General features: G+C 46.7%; 13 protein-coding genes. 11 read left to right on the forward strand and 2 right to left on the reverse strand.

The genetic code is table 11. The annotated features are described in order from the left end of the window. Positions 1-155 precede the first annotated feature (155 nt). Positions 156-2,969: a ComEC/Rec2 family competence protein gene (locus CHI14_RS17590; protein WP_141236702.1), complete on the forward strand. Its 2,814-nt coding sequence runs from the start codon at positions 156-158 to the stop codon at positions 2,967-2,969. A gap of 109 nt (positions 2,970-3,078) precedes the next feature. Further along, entirely contained in the window at positions 3,079-5,109 is a 2,031-nt protein-coding gene (locus CHI14_RS17595; RefSeq protein WP_095289824.1) for a copper amine oxidase N-terminal domain-containing protein, read from the forward strand. A 72-nt stretch (positions 5,110-5,181) separates the two neighbouring features. Here the strand turns inward: CHI14_RS17595 and CHI14_RS17600 are convergent, their stop codons facing one another. Next, positions 5,182-5,484, reverse strand: coding sequence for a hypothetical protein (locus CHI14_RS17600; protein WP_095289826.1), 303 nt, complete (start codon positions 5,482-5,484; stop codon positions 5,182-5,184). Positions 5,485-5,923: 439 nt separating this feature from the next. Between CHI14_RS17600 and CHI14_RS17605 the strand changes: the two genes are divergently transcribed. The 3 genes from CHI14_RS17605 to holA all read left to right on the forward strand — a co-directional run bounded on the left by CHI14_RS17605 (position 5,924) and on the right by holA (position 9,013). After that, positions 5,924-6,472, forward strand: a complete 549-nt coding sequence (locus CHI14_RS17605) for an RNA polymerase sigma factor (protein ID WP_095289827.1) — start codon at positions 5,924-5,926, stop codon at positions 6,470-6,472. After that, a complete protein-coding gene (locus tag CHI14_RS17610) occupies positions 6,469-7,737 on the forward strand; it encodes an anti-sigma factor family protein (RefSeq protein ID WP_095289829.1) in 1,269 nt (422 codons plus the stop codon). Before CHI14_RS17605 ends, CHI14_RS17610 begins: the two co-directional genes overlap by 4 nt. Positions 7,738-7,996: 259 nt before the next feature. Next, complete coding sequence (gene holA, locus CHI14_RS17615; protein WP_095289830.1) at positions 7,997-9,013, forward strand: DNA polymerase III subunit delta; 1,017 nt, start codon at positions 7,997-7,999, stop codon at positions 9,011-9,013. A 173-nt stretch (positions 9,014-9,186) separates the two neighbouring features. Here holA and rpsT read toward each other — a convergent pair whose 3' ends face one another. Further along, positions 9,187-9,459 (reverse strand): 30S ribosomal protein S20, encoded by a 273-nt coding sequence (rpsT, locus tag CHI14_RS17620; RefSeq protein ID WP_024628504.1) that lies wholly within the window; start codon positions 9,457-9,459, stop codon positions 9,187-9,189. A gap of 174 nt (positions 9,460-9,633) precedes the next feature. Here rpsT and gpr point away from each other — a divergent pair, with 174 nt between their 5' ends. The 6 genes from gpr (at position 9,634) to CHI14_RS17650 (ending at position 16,364) form a co-directional block, all read left to right on the forward strand. After that, on the forward strand, positions 9,634-10,635 hold the full coding sequence (gene gpr, locus CHI14_RS17625) for a GPR endopeptidase (RefSeq protein ID WP_095289832.1): 1,002 nt from the start codon (positions 9,634-9,636) through the stop codon (positions 10,633-10,635). A gap of 141 nt (positions 10,636-10,776) precedes the next feature. Then, on the forward strand, positions 10,777-12,066 hold the full coding sequence (locus tag CHI14_RS17630; RefSeq protein WP_095289833.1) for a stage II sporulation protein P: 1,290 nt from the start codon (positions 10,777-10,779) through the stop codon (positions 12,064-12,066). 36 nt (positions 12,067-12,102) lie between these two features. Further along, complete coding sequence (locus CHI14_RS17635) at positions 12,103-12,456, forward strand: DUF3679 domain-containing protein (RefSeq protein WP_095289835.1); 354 nt, start codon at positions 12,103-12,105, stop codon at positions 12,454-12,456. A 147-nt stretch (positions 12,457-12,603) separates the two neighbouring features. After that, positions 12,604-14,418, forward strand: a complete 1,815-nt coding sequence (gene lepA, locus CHI14_RS17640) for a translation elongation factor 4 (protein ID WP_095289836.1) — start codon at positions 12,604-12,606, stop codon at positions 14,416-14,418. A gap of 173 nt (positions 14,419-14,591) precedes the next feature. After that, entirely contained in the window at positions 14,592-15,776 is a 1,185-nt protein-coding gene (hemW, locus tag CHI14_RS17645; RefSeq protein WP_095289838.1) for a radical SAM family heme chaperone HemW, read from the forward strand. Between the two features lie 117 nt (positions 15,777-15,893). Continuing rightward, a complete protein-coding gene (locus CHI14_RS17650) occupies positions 15,894-16,364 on the forward strand; it encodes an N-acetyltransferase (RefSeq protein WP_095289839.1) in 471 nt (156 codons plus the stop codon). The last annotated feature ends 253 nt before the right edge of the window (positions 16,365-16,617 follow it).

Below are 16,617 nucleotides of genomic sequence, written 5' to 3' on the forward strand. Positions count from 1 at the left end.
TAATGCGACTGAATATTCGAAAATACAGGCAGGATCTCTTTTGAAAAAAAGGATAATGCTCAGTGCATTGATGGGGAAGAACCCCCGGTTTAGCTGGTTCAGCTGCCGGGGGTTCTTTGCGTTCATTTATTTATGGCGAAGGGAGGAATAAGTTAGTGAAGGGTAGACCTTTGGTAGTGTTCACCGTCTGTTGGTTATGTGGCAGCGGGTTGGCATGTGCGTTGACAGGATGGACGCTTTTTTGGGGGATGCTCGGTGCTATTGCCTGTTTCCCATTCCTGCTTGGGTGGATTGGGATACGCGGGTGGTCCATCTTGGTGTTGATTGCGTCGCTAACAGGTGGCGCTGTGCACTGGGAGTGGAACGAGGCTCGGAATGTAAGCAGTTTGCCTGAGGTGACTCATATGGCAGCTGAAGAGCTCGATGGGTACGCTGCAACGCTTCATGGAACATTGGATTCAGACGTTCGGATTGATGGCGACCGGGCAGACTTTCAGATTCAGCTTGCTTTTATAGAACCGCTAGAGGGCCAATCCGGGACAGATTCAGAGATTCTTCAGCTGCCTGCCAAAAAAGAACGCCTGATGGTGCAGGTGCGATTGGCTGAAGAGGAAGAACAGCAGGTGGCGGCAGAATGGCGACGAGGGGATGCAATCACGTTGACGGGTTCCCTGGCGCTGCCTGGAGAAGCGAGGAATTTCGGCGGTTTTGATTATCGGAATTATCTAAAGACACAGTACATCCACTGGTTGTTCAAAGTAAAGGGAGCTAGTTCGGTAACAGCCACTTCTCCTGAAGGGGGTGGGCAGTTCAATATACTCCGATGGAATGACCTGGTCAGAAACCAATTGGGCTCAGCTGTAGACAGACTGTTTCCGGAACCACATGCAGGGTACATGAAAGGGCTTATTATCGGTATGGCTGACGATATCGATCCCGATACATACGGTCAGTTTTCACAACTCGGACTTACACATATACTGGCTATCTCGGGTACACATGTTGCGGTGTATGTGGCGTCGCTATTACTTCTGATGTCGTGGCTGAGGTTAACCCGGGAAACATCACTTACCATCGTCTTATTGTTAATCCCTGCCTACGTTCTGTTATCTGGAGGTTCACCTTCGGTAATTCGTGCAGGGATTATGTCCATGATTGGTTTGTATATGGCCAGGCGAGGGCTGGCCAGGGACGGACTGCAGATGATCAGCGCAGCTGCCTTGATGATGATGTGGTGGAATCCCTATTTCCTGCTCAGCGTGAGCTTTCAGCTGTCTTTTCTCGTGACTGCAGGGCTGATGATCTATATGCCTCTTATAAATCGTTTATTTAACGGATGGCCCAAAGCCATTGCAGCGACAGCTTCAGTGACGGTAACCGCACAGCTTATTTCTTTTCCAGTTACTATTTTATATTTCAACCAGTTTTCGCTGCTTTCCTTCGTCGCCAATTTTCTGCTTGTATCTTTAATTAGCGCTGTTGTACTGCCGCTTGGGACGGTCGCACTTCTATTGTCATTCCTGTGGATGCCTCTGGCCAAACCTCTTGCCTGGGTTGCGATTTCACTCAACAAACTGACATTTGTGAGCGTGGAATGGATGAACAGCCTGCCGGGTTTTGTACTCATCTGGGCCAAACCTTCCCTGTTCTGGATTGCGGCATATTATGCGGTTTTATATGTACTTTTGTACCTTCTTCATCGGGGAAAAGGAGAGATGCAGCATACCTTGAACGTTGAAGGAGACACAGTACCATTGAGTCATGCTTCTCGGGAACGTCGTTTGGTTGAGACGGTTCAGCCTGGTGTAATCGTTAGATCGACGGAAAATCAAGGTAGGAGTGATCAGGTTCGGAGTAATAAATCTGGATCGATGACTACACTCAGTGCAAGCATTGCGTGGCCGGAATATACAAGTGCATTTACGGCACGAGGCGCAGGCTACTATGGAAGTGAACGGATGAGTTTGCTTCATAAAGCGATGTGTGGTTTGCTCATTCTGATTCTTATTGCAGGGTTGGTATGGGCTTACCGGACTCCACAGCCTCCGGGGACTGGGGTCGTTCAGTTTCTGGATATTGGCCAGGGAGATAGCACACTAATCACTACGCCTGGAGGTAAACATATTTTGGTGGATGGCGGTGGTACAGTTCATTTTGGCAATCAGGAATCCTGGAGAATTCGGCGAGATCCCTACGAAGTGGGGGCTAAAGTGGTTGTACCTTTATTGAAAAAACGTGGTATTCACCGACTGGATGCGGTCATTCTAACGCATGCCGATCAGGATCACGCCGGAGGCTTGCAGGCCGTGCTTGAGCAGATTCCGGTTGAGCGCTTCATGTTTAACGGCACAACGAGTGGCAAAGACAATTTCGAAAAGCTGCTGGATACAGCTCTAGAACGACATATCCCTTTATATGCCATTCAACAAGGAATGTCATATGCACCTGATGCAGAGACCATGCTTCATTTCATATCACCGGATCTGGATCATTCACTGAATGAAGGAGGCAGGCTGCCTGTGTCTGAACACCAGAATCATGATTCCGTTGTATTTCTGCTGGATATGGCTGGGGCTTCCCTGTTATTCACAGGAGATATGGATGCGGCAGCAGAACAGAATCTATTATATATGATCCAAGACGGATCTCTTGCAGCCTCATTCAAACAAGAGCGGGATTCGTTCTCTTTGTCTTCCTCCACTCGAGCGGCAGTCGATGTGTTGAAGGTGGCGCATCACGGCAGCAAGACTTCGTCTACCGAGGCATGGCTGCAGTATTGGAATGCCCAATCAGCAGTCATCTCCGCAGGAGCCAACAATACATACGGACATCCCAACCCGGGTGTGCTCGAACGCCTGGAAGCTGTGGGTTCGCAGATTTACCGAACAGATCAGATGGGCGAAATTCAGATGAGAATAAAGGACGGCAGGATTGACGTACGTCAAAAGTTGATAATGGATGAATTATGAATTTTTGCCCAGTGCAGGATAATGGTTATTTTTACCGAATAATGATTAGTCCCAGTTTTATTGGGAACCAGCGATACCGAGATACATAATAAGAAGGGGATAAGAAGCAATGGGATACGAAGCAATAGGCTACGAAGAAACAACACGAAAGAACGACGGAGTAAACCAGCATATCAGAGCCAAGTGGCTCAGAATAACAATGATGCTGTGTATTGGAGTTATCTTTTCCAGCTTGCTGCCTAGTCAGTCTCCTGCGGCAGCAGCATCCACTACAAGCAGCTCAATCATTTCCGTGCTGGATCGTAACCACTATCTACTCGACAATGGTACAGTTTGGTCCAAGGGCTTGACCAGTGGGGTCTGGACGCAAAATCGAAATCTGGTTGGCATCTCCAAAGGGGATTCCCATTCCCTTTATGGCTGGACTACGGATGGGCAAGTCTATCGTTGGGATATGGACAATCCACAAAAGCCTGAGATAAATCAATACAATGGAGTAGAAAAGGTCTATGGAAATGGTTTGATACTTCTACAGGATGGAACTCTCCACGACGATGGAAAGCAGATTAAAGGGTTGGAATCCATTATCGACGTCGGTCCTTATCCAGTGGATCGTAATTATTCATATGGGGCATTATCTTCATCGGGAGACGTCTATTATGCGGACTATCGTAACATTGTTCGCAAAGTAGGGAATGTAGCAGATGGAAAAGCCGTTGCCACCAATAGTGCATATGCTGCTGTTCTGAAGAGCGACGGATCCGTGGTTATTGTTAACATGATGTATGAAGAGGAGCAGGTACAGGTCACGAGTGACGTTCAATCCCTAATCTGGCAAGGGAGTACACATAAGCTGCTAACGGTGAAGAAAGATGGCACGGTATGGAGCTACGATCGTACGGCTAAATATAAGTTTGAACAATTGCCGGGGCTAATGAATGTCGATCAGCTTATATATTCGTATGAGCTGGATGAATTATATGCACGATTACAGGATGGCTCTTGGGTTGTCTATAATGAAGGGAAAATGGTACCTCTTCAAGTCCCTTCATTAACTAAGGTAACATTAACAGCATCGGCAAAAGAAGCTGTTATTGGAGATGAAGTTGAACTTTCGGTTCAGCAGACATATAGCAACGGTTTTAAAACCAAACGTCAGCCGCTGCCCGCGGAAATAACGTTGGAACATCCTCAAGTTGCTAAAATTCAGAGTGACGGCAAACTTAAGGTTACAGGGATTGGAACGACCAAAGTAACAGTCACAATAGAAGATCTGACTTCAAGCGTTCAGTTGGATGTTGGAGTACACCAAAAGCTGACAGGAGCTACGCTATTAAATGGTACCATATATTTGCCAGTTCAGTCGGTATTTAAGACGTTAGGTGCCAAAGTTGATGTGAAAGGCTCGTCTTTTGCGATTCAATTTGGAGATGACAAGATCACTCTGCAAAAGGGAAGTGCAACTGCACAATTTAACAATAAAGATCTCAAGTTAAAAGGGAAAGTGCAAACTATTGGAGGACAGACGGTATTTCCAGCAAGCCTCTTGAGCCAGACTGCAGGGATTAAAGTTCGATGGGATGGGGAGTTAAAACAGGCAGAGGTTCTGGTCGGTAAGTCATCCATTCTTGTTGAATCGAAGGATACACCAGCTCTTATCAAGAAAAAAGAACTTGGAAGTCTTAGTCGATTGATCGGAAAATCGTATTGGATTAATAGTACCACCGAGTTGGGGCAGCGTTTCAGCAAAGTAACAATTACGGATATCAAGATGGATAAGTATGATTCCGGAGATAAGAGCTACTCTGTAGTATTTCGTAACGCGAAAGGTAAAACGGTTGTTGCTTATGCCGGAGGCACTGCCAGCCAGGTCACGGAAATGCTGTCGGATTCGGATCAATTCTTCCCTTATGACCCTTACCAAAAATACAAATGGTCGCAGTCCACGTGGAAGAAGATTATTGCTGGTGAAGTCGCTCTCGGTATGACGACAACACAAGCAGGTTTAGCTTGGGGAGACCCCACGAGCATTACCCAAGAAATGGGTTCAAAGGGGAAAATAGAAGTGTGGGTCTATGCTGGGCCGAATTTATTGCGTGCTTTGAGTTTTATCAATGGAAAACTGATTAGTATTTATTAATGCAAAAAGCCCGTTTCGGCTAGCCTCCCAGTTGGAGTACAGTCGAAACGGGCCATTTATTAATGAAAGGAATTATTCAACGCCGTCCTTAAAATGTTTGTTCCAATGTTTGTCACCTTTGTGCAACAGGTCTTCCACTGTTTTTTCCAGTGTGAGAAGAAGCTGCTCTCTGACATCAAGTACAGTTTCTCTGTACAGACGTTCTTCCGATCCGACGATTTTATCGCCGTATAACGCCTGTGCAGCGGTATATTTACGGTGTTCCTCAACCAAAGTATCAATGGATTGCAATGCATGTTCCACAAAATGAGAAATGCTTTGATATTCCTTCGGCATTTGTTCTTTTAATAATTGAATTTTCGCAAGAGCTGTCATGCTCATCACCTCGTATTATGAATGTAAATTTACAATACACTATTTTCATGAAAATTGCATTAAAAAGAGCTTAAATTTGGACAAATTTCGACTTTTTTTTATTTTTGAAAACTTTCACGCGCTTATCTATAATGTATGCCATTGCAATTGAATTGAGTCGTGTAAGTAATGGAATGGCTGGTTGAAGCGGCGTGGTGACTCAGTATGCAATTTCTGTTATTCTAAGATAAGTTTCAGCGGCCCTTCATACATAAGCCGTTATTTTGTTGTGGTAGTATTCACATCTCGTACCGTATTCTAGAATTATGCTGAGCTTAGTAAGCGATAACAAGTGTGAATGTTCCATGGTTTTACCTTTTCTGTCTAAAAAAATACTTAACTTTGCAACAATTTTATTGATGAACACGTCTGTAAGGTTGCAGGGAGAGGGGGATCCTTTGTGGTAGAGCCGGAACTCATCAGAGCCGCTCAATCGGGCGATCGCGACGCTCTAATTACCCTATTGCGGGACATAGAACAGCATGTATATCGAACCGCATATTACATCTTAAATAATGAACAGGATGCTTTGGACGCTGCTCAGGAAGCATTGATCCGAATCTATACGAAAATTAATTCCTATGAAGAAAAAGCCCAATTCAAAACATGGGTGCAGCGCATCGTAACGAATATCTGTATTGATAAATTCAGAAGAACCAAGCCCTCGGTCTCCATTGACGAGCATGAGATGGTATTTCAGGATAATCAGGATGTGGAGTTTGAAGTCATGTCTACGTATGTTGCCAAAGATATTCAGGATGCGATCAACAAGCTTCCGGAACATCATCGAACGGTAATCGTACTCAGGTATTTGCAGGATTTATCGTATAACGAAATTGCGGATTGTCTTGATCTTCCGCTGAATACAGTCAAATCATATTTATTCAGAGCCAGACAGCAATTGCAAAATCTACTTCAGGAGTATCAGAAAGGTGGTGTGACAGGATGAAATGCGAAGAGGTGGTGGAATGGATGCACCGGTATCTGGATCATGATCTGGGCGATGCGGAAACTGCTCAGATGCTACAGCACGTGGCCCAATGCCCGGAGTGCGCCGAGAATTTTAGTTTGCTTAGAGCTCTATCAAGAGAATTGGAAGATTTGCCGCAGGTGACCCCGAAATTCAGTTTGGTTGATGCCATTATGCCTCAATTGGACGCAATTGATGAAGCGCGGAGGGAACAAAGCAGTACAATACAGGAAATGACTCCTGTCCCTGCTGCATTCGAGAATTTACAACGTTCAAGTGAGCGCAAACCGAAGCAGAAGTGGCTGAATTCCATGGTCGGCCGGATGTCAATGGGTGCTGCAGCTGCGGCTGTGGTGCTGGGAGTGGCGATTTGGGGCTATGAACCTGAAAAGGTGGAGAATGCCGAGTCTATGATGTTGAGTTCGGGCAGCACCCAGGAGACTGGTGCAGTTGAACAAAATCCGCTAAGTCGGGAGCTTGAGAACGACGAATCCTTCTCACCTCGAAGTGACAGTGATCCGTTAATTGATACGGAGAAGAAGTCATCCATGACAGAAAAGACGGATCCAATGACTGCTCCGGAAGAAAACGAGTCAGATCAGTCTCCAGAGCCCGAGGTGAAGGATAACCAAACGTCAAACCAGCCAGGTACAACGTCCGAAACGGATAACAGTACCGAAGCTCGAAATAGCACTCCTGATAATTCCAATAGTCAGAAGAGTCCGGATCAAGGACAGGATACGCAGCCCAAAAATCAGGATTCAAGTACAGCTGCGGTACCCCCTGCAGATGAGAATGAAAAAGAATCAACAGAAACAAGTGACGGTAGAGATCCAGAATCTTACAACACACAAGGAATCGCGCCTGAGGTAGAAATGAAGGAACCGACTGAAGATAATCAATCCTCCGGTACCGATTCAGGAACTGCGGCGCCGAATGGCAGCAAAGAATTTGTAGCACCCGATCAGGGGATAACCTCTACCATGACGTCGAAGGAATGGAGTTCCCCTGATGGGTCTTATGTGGTCATGCTAATCGACAATCAATTAAGTGTATATTCCAAATCAGCTACGGATTCAGACGTTCTTAATCTGGTGGAACAGCGCAATCTGGAAGGCACACTGAAGACAGCCGGCTGGTCCAGCGACAGTACCTCGTTTAACTACGAGACAGACAAGGATGGAACCACGGTAAAGAATTCATTTACCGTACCTTCAGCCTCGGCTGGAACTTCCACCAAATAATTCGGAGAATGTGAGTCTGCTCTCTCGAATCAGCAGAACATTTCAAGCTTGGCAAGAATATACTGAACGTATCAATAACGTCCTATCTCAGTTGTAACAACTGACGTCGTATGACCGGGGCCCAGCCATTTCTAGAATCGCTGGTGTCCTCGTTTATATAGATGTAGGACCAGGGGGCCTTCATTCGTTATTAAGGATGAAGGCCCCTTTGTTGTCTGTCCAGTTTTCTGGTAGGATAGTAGGGATAGGGGGCACCGTGATGGATGTGAAAAGTGCAACAAAGGCGATACGCAATGGGGAGACGGCTCCGATATATGTGCTGTACGGAACGGAGAAATACCAGATACAGCAATTTACGGATATGTTAAAAGAACAGGTCATCGAGGAAGAGCATCGGGATTTTGCGATTATTCCGTATGATCTGTCCGAAACACCTGTAGAGGTGGTTATTGAGGAAGCGGAGACGGTTCCCTTTTTGGTTCCTCGGAAACTAATTATTGTAAGGGATGCAAGCTTGTTTACGGCAGGTAAAGAGTCCAAAATTGATCACCAGGTGGATCGTCTGCTTACCTATATGGATAATCCGGCTGATTATAGTACCATTGTTTTCCTCGCGCAGGGAGACAAACTGGATGAGCGTAAGAAGTTGGTGAAGGCAGTCAAGAAACAGGCAGTTGTTCTGGCTTTCGCTCCACTGAGCGGAGAAGAACTACTGAATTGGATCGTGAAGCTTGCGAAGCAGCGTGATGTCTCCTTTGAATCAGGGGCTGCCGATACACTTGTGAGTTATGCAGGGACAGGTTTGCAGACGCTCTCTGCTGAAGTAGACAAGCTGTGTCTGTACGCGGGTAACGGAGGAACCATCCGCCGTGCCGACATTGAGTCATTGGTCGCGCGCAGTACGGAGCAGAATGTATTTGCCTTGGTGGAGGAACTAGCCAACTTGCGTCTGGAGAAAGCGCTGGGACTGTTCTATGAACTGCTGAAACAGCGTGAAGAGCCCATTAAAATTGCAGCCCTGATCGCTCGTCAGTTCCGAATCATGATACAAGTGAAAGAGCTTGGGCAGCAAAGTTATTCGCAGCAGCAAATTGCCAGCCAGCTTGGTTTGCATCCATATGCCGTTAAAATTGCCGGTGAGCAGGCTCGCAAGTTTCAACCGGAACGGCTCAGAAACATTCTGAGTCATCTTAGCGAGCTGGATTACCAGATGAAGACAGGTGCAGTCGATAAGGTGCTTGGGTTGGAGTTGTTCTTGCTTAGACTTGGAGCATAATGACTGCATCGTAAGATCAAATTGATTCGCAATAAAAGAACCCGTATCCGATCGTCAGATAGATCACCGGATACGGGTTCTTTATTCGGATACTTATTAGACCAGATACTAAAAAATCCTGAAAGCACGGTGCTGTTCAGGATTTTTCCATTGGATCGTATAAGTAACGCTTCTTACGCTTGTGCGGAAAGAGCGTTCAGTTTTTTCGCCAAGCGAGACTTTTTGCGTGCTGCAGCATTTTTATGAACCAGACCTTTAGTTACAGCCTTGTCCAGCTTTTTGGAAGCAGCTTGAATCGCAGCTTTTGCAGTATCAACTTCGTTGCTTACCAGAGCAGCATCAGCAGCTTTAACAGCTGTACGGAGTGCGGATTTCTGGGAAGCGTTGAGTGCGCGGCGCTTGTCGCTCGTTTTTACGCGTTTAACAGCGGATTTGATGTTTGGCATTACATTCACCTCCTGTAAGGCATTCGCATGAATACAAACGTTTCACAACTTAAAATATTCTAGCACGCTAGCATGTAAAATGCAACAAATATTCCTATAGTGTTCTCGGCATTGCATAAAGAACCCCTTTTCCCCACACAATATGCTCAAATGCGGTAAGGGAGGCAGGAACACATGACGCTTGATTTACAGAACTATACCGTTCGCACTGACTTGGCAATCGACTCAAAGGAGATGGCTCAGGGTTCAAAGAAACAAACGATTCCCGGGCTGCGGGAAGACGTAGAAGAAAAAGACGGCATTACCATCACCCGGATTGATGTGCTGAACGATGCTGCCGCAAAGACCATCGGACGTGTCAAAGGTCATTACGTCACGCTGGAAGTTCCGTCACTACGTAACGGGGACACCGAACTTCAAGAACGCGTGGCAGCGGAGTTTACGCGGGAGATGGAGGATTTTCTGACCAAGGCGGGTGTTAACAAGACATCCAAAGTGCTTATTGTAGGTCTTGGTAATTTGCACGTAACTCCTGATTCGCTTGGGCCACTGGTGGTTGAGAACTTAATGGTAACCCGTCAGTATTTTGAATTGGTACCCGATCAGGTGGCTCCCGGATATCGTGAAGTTAGTGCCATCGCCCCTGGTGTGCTTGGTACTACAGGAATTGAGTCGAGCGACATTGTACAGGGGATTGTGGATCGGACCAAACCGGATGCCATTATTGCCATTGATGCACTGGCCTCTCGTTCACTTGAACGTGTCAACACCACCATTCAAGTGGCTGATATCGGGATTCATCCGGGTTCAGGTATCGGCAACAAACGGCGCGGACTTACCAAAGAGATTATGGGTGTCCCATGTATCGCCATTGGTGTACCAACCGTGTGTTATGCTTCTACTATAGTAAATAATGTCATTGAAATGATGAGTGCGCACTTCCGTCAAGAGACGGATCAAACGAAGCAGATTATGGGCATGCTGGACGATATCGGTGAGCAGGATCGTTTAAGTTTGGTGAAAGAGGTGTTGGAGCCACTCGGACACGATTTGATTGTTACTCCAAAGGAAATTGATGAATTCATCGAGGGAATTGCCAACGTTATTGCGACAGGCCTGAATGCAGCCCTGCATGACGCGGTGAATCCGGATAACGTGGCGGCTTATACTCATTAAACAGTAATCCATCACAGGCAGGAAGTCCGAATCTATCGGACTTTCTTTTTTTTGTCTTTCTTCTACTTTCTGTTCTATCAATTCTTGCAGGCTCATAGAGTTGAAGTATAAGAGTTGTCCAGCAGGGAAGGAGACAGAAGAATGAACAAAATATTGGCCTGGAATATCGGAAAGTGGAAAAAAAGATGTCTGCACGTGCTGGCCATGGGCCGTACGTTGCTGCTGCTTATGATTATATCCGCGTTGTTTTTTGTCGTACTCGGTCTGGGGGGCATGGCAGAGAAAAGGTTGAACAACTCGCCGGTTTCTTCCATGAAAGGTTTCGCGAGTGCTGTGTCCAGCCGCTTTTTTGTGGATATGCTCGGCATGGAGATGCCCCACCTGACCCAGAAGGAGCAAACTTCCGCATTCTCCGGCGAAAACTTGACTACATTTGTATTTCAACTTCTTACGAATGTTAATCCACAGGATCCTAAAAGCTTGATTGCAAGAGAGATGCCAGGCATGGGCAGCAATCAACCGGTACTGCTCCGGCCAGGTTCAGGAAACGAGAAGGCCGAAGCACCTGAAGACTATCAACCAGGACCAGGGCTGACGGATACGGCATCTGCTGGAGGAGGCAAAACAGGTGGCGAACTGCATATTCCACCAGGTCAGGATGAACCGGACAATTCCGAAACGGACGAGCCTGAGGGCGGAGAAGTAAAAGAAGATTCGCCGCCGAAGAACGGTGGTCAGGAAGGTGGAGCTACAACGGGTAAAAAAGCCGTGCTGATCTATCATTCCCATCCGCGTGAAGGATACAATCCGCTGCTTGGCACCAAAAGTGATAACCCTTCCTCCGGAAAAGCAACAGGTAACGTTTTCCAGGTAGGGACGTACCTTTCCGACAGTTTGCAAAAGCTTGGCGTTGGAGTGGAGCATGCAAAGGACGATTACCCGACCAAAGTAAAGGATTACAACTGGAACTATTCCTATAAATATTCACGTCAGACGGTAAAGGCGGCCCTTGCCGAAAATGATGATTTAACCTATCTCATTGATATTCACCGGGATTCCCAGCGTCACAACAAAACAACCACAACCATAGATGGCAAGGGATACGCCAAAGTATATTTCATCATCGGGCATGAGAATCCGAACTGGCAACAAAATGAAGCTTTCGCTGCAAAAATACACAAGAAACTTGAAGCAAAGTATCCTGGTGTCTCCAGAGGAGTCTGGGGCAAGGATGGCGGCGGAGCAAATAATGGCGAGTACAATCAAACCCTCTCACCCAACAGCATACTGATTGAAATCGGAGGGATCGACAATACAGGCGCTGAACTCAAGCGAACTTCACAAGTGCTTGCAGACATGATTGCCGAAGTATATTGGGAAGATCAGAACGTGGATAAAGCCAGTACGGGGACCAAGTCACAGGGTAGTTGATTATTTCAAAATGTAACCTGATTGGAGGGGAAGCATGTGTCCAAATTCGGCAAAAAAATGCTAACGGTCATTGTACTCATGTTATTAGGGGTTCTGCTGGGGATGCAGCTGGCAGGAAGTAATTTTCAGGTGGGTAACATTCCAGAGGTGCCAGCCGTAGTCCAAACAGAACCTGAACCCGCTGCCGAATCGGAAACTGCTGTTCCCGTGCAACAGGAAAAAATAGAGACACCGATTGTTCCTGTACAAACGCCGAGTCAGGTGCTTGGAGCGGAACAGAACAAAGCCCCCGTGGATGTACTCGCAGATAAAACCGCCGGACTGCTCCAAAATCTGTCTCATAATGGTATTAAGTGGGTAGTTTCCTTGTTTAGCGGGGTTGCTGAATAAAAAGCTGCTCGGTATAGGTAAAATAAACCCCTGGAGATTCACAAAACGGGTTGATTATTATAAAGTTGAGACAACGCGGGATTGATGCACCCTGCATCAACTGTTATAATGAAGTGATTGACACTAGGCTGTTTCTGGGGGTAAGGAATGACTGACATTCGGGCAAGACAACGTAAAATTCGTAACTTTTCAATTATTGCACATATAGATCACGGCAAATCAACGCTTGCGGACCGGATCTTGGAGTACACAGGTGCGCTCACCACTCGGGAAATGCAGGAGCAGGTACTGGACCAAATGGAACTTGAACGCGAACGTGGTATTACGATCAAGCTGCAGGCTGTTGCCCTGAACTACAAAGCCGATGATGGTGAAGAATATTTGCTCAATCTGATTGATACGCCTGGACACGTAGACTTCACGTATGAAGTATCTCGCAGCCTTGCTGCATGTGAAGGTGCCCTTCTCGTTGTGGATGCGGCTCAGGGAATTGAAGCGCAGACGCTGGCAAACGTGTATCTGGCATTGGACAATGATCTTGAGATCTTACCAGTCATCAACAAAATCGACCTTCCAAGTGCAGATCCGGATCGGGTGAAGCAGGAAGTGGAAGATGTCATTGGTTTGGACACGAGCAACGCAGTATTGGCTTCGGCCAAAGCAGGCATCGGGATCAAAGAAATCCTGGAACAGGTGGTACAGAGCGTGCCTGCACCGCAGGGTGATCCTGACCAACCGCTGAAAGCGCTGATTTTTGATTCGCACTATGACCCGTACAAAGGCGTAATTGTGTATATCCGTGTCATTGACGGCAAAATTAAGTCGGGTTCCAAAATCAAAATGATGGCAACAGGAAAATCGTTTGAGGTTATTGAAGTGGGTGCATTCAAACCACGCATGACCATTGTGGACGAGCTGAACGTCGGCGATGTTGGTTTCGTCGTTGCAGGTATCCGTCATGTAGGCGACACTCAAGTCGGGGATACCGTAACCGATGCGAAAAATCCAACACCGGAACCTTTGCCGGGTTACCGTAAAATCAATCCCATGGTTTATTGCGGTCTCTACCCAATTGAGACTTCCGATTATGTGGATCTGCGTGAAGCGCTGGAAAAATTGCAGCTGAACGATGCATCCCTCAGCTTCGAACCGGAGACTTCAAGTGCGCTCGGATTTGGATTCCGCTGCGGATTCCTGGGATTGCTTCATATGGATGTTATTCAGGAGCGGATTGAGCGCGAGTTCAACATTCCGCTGATTACGACGGCACCAAGCGTAATCTATCACGTCACATTGACTAATGGTGAAGTCCTGCATATCGACAACCCATCCAACTATCCTGAGGTGGGAAGAATTGATTATGTTGAGGAACCGTACGTAAAAGCTTCCATTATCGTTCCGAATGATTATGTAGGTACCATTATGGAACTTTGTCAAAACAAACGCGGCGAATACGTGAATATGGAATATCTCGATACAACTCGGGTTACCATTACGTATGAGATTCCGTTGTCCGAGATTGTATATGATTTCTTCGATCAGTTGAAATCAAGTACAAAAGGATATGCATCCTTTGATTACGAACTGTCCGGTTATCGTCAGTCCAATCTGGTGAAGATGGATATCCTGCTTAATGGTGAACAGGTCGATGCCCTTTCCTTCATCGTTCACCGTGATCGTGCATACAACCGCGGCCGCATTATCTGTGAGAAGCTGCGTGAGCTGATTCCACGGCAAATGTTCGAGGTGCCGATTCAGGCATCCGTAGGTACAAAGGTCGTTGCGCGTGAAACCGTAAAAGCCATGCGTAAAAACGTACTCGCCAAGTGTTACGGCGGTGACATCTCGCGGAAACGGAAACTGCTGGAGAAGCAGAAGGAAGGTAAGAAGCGGATGAAGCAGGTCGGTAACGTTGAGGTACCGCAGGAAGCGTTCATGGCGGTGCTGAAAATTGATGACTAAAACGCAATCTCTGGGTACAACAATACGTTGCGTATCAGAGAATGCGTTAAACAATTTAATTTGAGGTACATCACAGAGTGTGTGTATGAAAATTGAATTGCAGAATACTAAATAAACCAAGCTGAAAGGGAAGCCGGATGGCTTTCCTTTTTTCAAATAGAGGGGGACTTGCCATGACATTGGCAGCACACAGCCGGAAAACAGGTGCACCCCAAGCGGTGTACCTTCACATTCCCTTTTGCACAAATAAATGCTTCTATTGTGATTTCAACTCCTATGTACTGAAGGACCAACCTGTAATGCAGTACCTTGAGGCACTGGAGCGGGAGATGGAACATACCGTCAAAGCCAATCCGCCAGGAGAGATCAAAACCATTTTTGTGGGTGGTGGGACACCGACGGCTTTGAAGCCGGATGAAATGGCCGTGTTCCTGCGGTCGGTCAAAACGTATTTCCCGAATTGGGCGGATGATATTGAATTTTCGATGGAAGCCAACCCGGGGACGACAGATGCCGAGAAGCTAGCCGTGATGAAAGAAGGCGGAGTGAACCGCGTCAGCTTCGGCGTACAGGCTTTTCAAAATGACCTGCTGACAGGTATTGGTCGGATTCATAATACGGACGATGTATACCGCAGTCTGGAGAATGCCCGCAAGGCAGGATTGACGAATCTGTCCATCGACCTGATGTTTGGCCTGCCAAATCAAACCGTGGAAATGCTGAATGAGAGTATTGATAAGGCGCTTGAGCTCGGTTTGCCTCACTACTCCATATACAGTTTGAAAGTGGAAGAGAATACGCTGTTCCATACCTTATATCAAAAAAATCAACTGCCGCTCCCTCATGAAGACGATGAGCTGCAGATGTATCTTCTATTAATGAAGCGAATGAAAGAAGCGGGATATGGCCAATACGAGATAAGTAACTTTGCCAAACCTGGATTCGAGAGTCGGCACAACATTACGTACTGGCGTAATGAGGACTATTATGGTCTTGGTGCCGGTGCGCATGGATACGTGGGCCGTGAGCGTCATATGAATATTAAAGGTATAAATCCTTATGTCGAAGCTTCCCGCGCAGGACTGCCTCGCCTGGACCATTTTGAGATCAGCCGTGCGGAAGCCATGGAAGATTATCTGATGGTTGGACTTCGAATGCTGGAGGGTGCATCTGCTTCGCGGTTCAGTGAACAGTTTGGAGAATCCATGGAAGACGTATTTGCTAAGCCGCTTGGCAAAATGCTGAATGCAGGACTGCTTGAACGGACGTCAGACGGCTTCCGGCTCAGTGAACAGGGGATTCTGTTCGGGAATGACGTTTTTGCCGAGTTTATCGGGTCGATATCGCTGAATTCGTAGCTTGAAATTCCATACACTCTGTTGTATATTTATTCATATTGATTTTACAGAGCGTGTTATGGATAACAACTACGAAGTCAGCTTTCCTCTGGAAAGCTTGTATAGGAGGAGAGCGGGATGTCGGCGATATGCAGAAAAGCCGTGCCGGAAGATGTTGAACCATTGTTTGAAATGATTAAGGGATATGCTGAACGTGGGATCATGCTTCCGCGATCAAGGGAAGTACTGCATCGGCAGCTGGAACACTTTGTTGTAGCCGAAGTAAACGGTGAGGTGGTGGGCTGCGGCTCGCTGTGCCGTCTCGGTAATGATCTGGTGGAAGTCAGATCGCTTGGCATCTCCGAAGGACACAAAGGTATGGGTATTGGTTCCTTGCTGCTGGACCGTTTGGTGGAGGAAGCTGAGAAGCAGCAAATCCCCAAGGTCATGGCCCTGACATACGAAGTTTCCTTTTTCCTCAAAAATGGCTTTGCCGTGGTGAACAAAGAGATATTCCCGGAAAAAGTGTGGACAGACTGTGTTCATTGCAGCAAGCAGGACTGCTGTGATGAGATCGCAGTGCTGAAGGAATTGAATGTATCTGCATAAAATAATGAAGGACCACATGCTTCGGATGAATGTAAATTTCGTCTGAGCAGGGTCCTTTTCTTTTATATTAATAAGTGACTGACACTGTTATGACTGGCCAGGAATAGTCTATACTATAAATAGATGGTTGCACTCATCAAACTGACTTGACAATCTTCACGTCAGTTTGGTATTTTTGTATTACCGCTTAGCACTCATCTAACCGGAGTGCTAACGACATGGGACAGTACAGTCAGAAGGAGGGAATACTCAC

The organism is Paenibacillus sp. 7516 (assembly GCF_002272715.1).
GTDB classification, from domain to species: Bacteria; Bacillota; Bacilli; order Paenibacillales; family Paenibacillaceae; genus Paenibacillus; species Paenibacillus illinoisensis_A.